General features: G+C 31.6%; 2 protein-coding genes. Both read right to left on the bottom strand.

Annotation, left to right across the window (positions count from 1 at the left end):
• On the bottom strand, window positions 1–906 hold a 906-nt coding region (locus PVV60_RS09710; RefSeq protein ID WP_273724576.1), incomplete at its 3' end, for a hypothetical protein.
• Window positions 907–994: 88 nt separating this feature from the next.
• Window positions 995–1,636 (bottom strand): hypothetical protein, encoded by a 642-nt coding sequence (locus tag PVV60_RS09705; RefSeq protein ID WP_273724575.1) that lies wholly within the window; start codon window positions 1,634–1,636, stop codon window positions 995–997.
• Between the last annotated feature and the right edge of the window lie 1,877 nt (window positions 1,637–3,513).

Genomic DNA, 3,513 nt, shown 5'->3' with positions numbered 1-3,513 from the left:
GATATTAGCTTTATTACAAACAAAGGCATTGTCATAAACTTGACCACGAACGATAGCATTGTCATTAATTTTTGCATTGCCATAAACATGAGCATTTGCACCGAAAACCCATGCATCATCATTAACAACGGCATTGCCATAAACTTTAGCATTTCTATTAATACAAGCATTATCATGTATTTTTGCATTGTCAGAAACGACAGCTTCCCAAAAAACGGTAGCATTATCATAAACCCAGCAATTGCCATCATGAGAGAGATTGCTTTCATTTTCGATAAAACCACCTAAATCACCAGTCTTTACATCAGCAAAATCTCTAATGGCTTTAATGCGGTGTAAAGTATGACCAGCCACACAACGCGTTTCATTCGTAAATTCGTATTTTTTTGTTATAGGTAAAGAGACACAAGCGTCATCAGAAATTTGAGATGCAAGATTAATCGTTTCATTGTCTTCAATACGTGTATACCAATTAATAAAAGCATTCCCATAGACTTTTGCATTGTCTCTTATAACAGCCTTATCACATACAGCGGCGTTATTAAAAACACGAGCATGTTTGTAAACAAAAGCATATCCAAAAACCAAGGCATTATCAGCAATTTTTGCATTGTCATAAATTCTTGCACCATCAAAAACTTTAGCATTGCCTTCAATTTTTGCATTATCGAAAACATAAGCTTCATTTAAGACTTTAGCATTATCAGAAACATGAGCATTATTATAAACACAAGCCTCATTATAGACCCAGCAATTACCATCATGAGAGAGGTTATCTTCCTTTTCAATAAAGCCCCCTAAAGTACCTGCTTTAACATCAGCAAAGTCTTTTAATGCTTTAATGCGATAAAGGGTATGATTATTAATTACACGTGTCTCATTTGTGAGTGCAAATTTCTTTTGCATGGCACAATTCCTTTATAAGAAGATTTAATTTTTGAATGAAAGAATTTGGTTAGAAAGCAGGCGCCCCCGCCGCGCCCGCGCGTGTCAATTACGCAGCTTCTTTTAATGACTGATCGTTATAGACAATTTCTTTACTACAGACTTCAATATTATTGCGAACCCAAGTATCCCCTTTAATGATCGCATTGCGAAAAATCTTTACATTTGCAAAAATACAAGCATATCCAGAAATTTTCGCATTGCCATAAATTTTTGTATCATTAAAGACACAAGCGTAATAATGAACGCAAGCATTATCAAAAATATGAGCATCCGGATAAATGCGTGCAAAACCATAAACCTTGGCATTGCCATAGACTTGACCAGCCACAACAGCCTTGCCATAAACACGGGCGTTTTCATAAATGCAAGCAACATTGTTTACATGAGCATAGCCACTTACAACGGCATTATCGTAAACCCGTGCATTGCTATAAACCTTGGCTTTCCCTCCGACCCAGCAATTGCCCTCATGAGAGAGGTTGCTTTCACCTTGTATAAAACCACCTAAATCGCCTTTTTTTACATCTCCAAAATCTCTTAAAGCTCTAATCCTATGAAGGGTTTTAAAGCCAACCTCTATTGTCTCACCTGTAAATTCATATTTTTTTGCAGGCTGTTGCTTATTAACAGATGCGGTTTCATTTGAAATGGAAGAGATAACGGGGGTGTTTTTTGATATAGTTGTCATAATTAAATCCTACATGTTTATGATTTTGAAATTGACACCCTATAAGGGCGCCGGGTGCTCAAAACACGGCATGTAGTCCGTTGTTACGCTTTTCCCATAAGGGTATTTTATGACGTAACGACACCCGACAAAGTCTCTATATACTAATAAAAGCACAAAGGACAGTCAGTTTTTAATAGGATTAGGTTTATCGCAACCTCTTCGCTACATGTTTAGTGTTTTGATCACTTGAATATTTATATAACAAAATACGTATTTATTGTCAAATAATATTTTATCTTTTTTGATATTTTTTATTATTTTTTAAATACGTTATGTATTGATAATATATTATGATTATGAATTGCTTCTTTTATATTTATGTGCTTTTAACGCTATATTATATGCTTTGTGAAACGATTGCGTTATTTTTGAATCTATACATTTATAATATTTATAAACGCTCTCATCATGCGTATTTTAAACTTTATAACCTATCTGTTTTTTTACTAAATGGTTTTTAAAGATTTCTGTTAATTTCTTTTAATAACACATTTGCAACTTAACAGCTTTTTATAGGGACTGTTTTTATAATCAATCCTTTCATTTGCATGTGATTATGAAAATGCCTTATGATTATGAAAGCCTGCTTTTTTTCACGCGTGCTTTATAGCTGTTATCTTCTTTATAGCCACCGCATTATTTTTCATTTTCATAAGAGAAATGATAAATAGGATAATTGTGATTTATAAACCGTTATGAAAACATCTCAATAGAAACTGATAATTATAGAGATGAGCAAAATAGCTTTTATAGACCGTGTCAGTCTTGTCAGTGTTGTCAGTTCTTTTTAAAGCCTATATTATTTTTTTAAATGAGTAAAAATTAAAAACATTATATTTCAATATGTTAATATCTTTAAAACATAACTTATATCAAGAGTACAATCTTTAAAGATAGCCAATGATGTGAATTGATTAAAACTTGTCAGTTATGTGTCAGTAAATTGAACTGACAAAATGATGATTTTAGTGAGTGATTAAACCACGTCTTAAAAAAAACATGTGATCCTTTAAAGCCTTTCAAAAGAAACGGTTTATAATCATAAAAATGCTATTAAGACGTATTTATAGATTTAAAGGTTGGTACTTTAAAAAATAATAAGTGAATTTTCAAAAGACAGTTTATAATGATAAGAAATGTTATCAAGACTATTGTGGTTATGAGTTTTGAGGATTTTGAAGATTTTGAGGGTTCCCTTTACCCCTTTATATATTTTTTTTCAATCAAAAAATAAAAGTTATTATATTTCAATAAGTTATTTTTTTAATAAACAACCTATATCAAGATACAACCTATAAATACAACCCACGGTATATTTTTGAGGGTATTTTGAGGGTTTGAGAAACCTTCAAAACCTATAAGTAATATAAGAAAATGAGTATATATAACTCTCTTTAAACAAAGCTTTTGAAAAGGATAAAGCTATCATTTTAGATTACGGTATAATCTTTTAAAGGCAATCCAAAAGAAGCATATTCACTTTAAGATAGGGTTTCTTAAAGTCTTAAAGCAATCCAAATAAGAGTATCTAAAAGTGCAAATGATTTCTTTTTAGAATAACGCATATAAACACTCTTTTTAAAGATTATATCTAATAAACTTAACAAGAGAGGTATAGATTATGGTTATAAGCTCTATACCCCTTATGAGTTTATCATACCCGTTATGTGAGCATGCTTTATAAGTCTATTCAGTTTCTCTAATTTCCAATTTTGGTAGGTTCTTAACAATTTTGATTGTCTCTAAACTTACAGTAATAACCCTTTGAAACAATTCTAATGGATAGGCAGGGTTGCCAATGGTTTCAACAGCATAGCGATTGGCATCATTAACAA

This window comes from Bartonella sp. AU18XJBT, from assembly GCF_028618595.1.
In the GTDB taxonomy this organism is placed as follows: domain Bacteria; phylum Pseudomonadota; class Alphaproteobacteria; order Rhizobiales; family Rhizobiaceae; genus Bartonella.
This window is presented reverse-complemented; position numbering and strand designations above follow the sequence as displayed.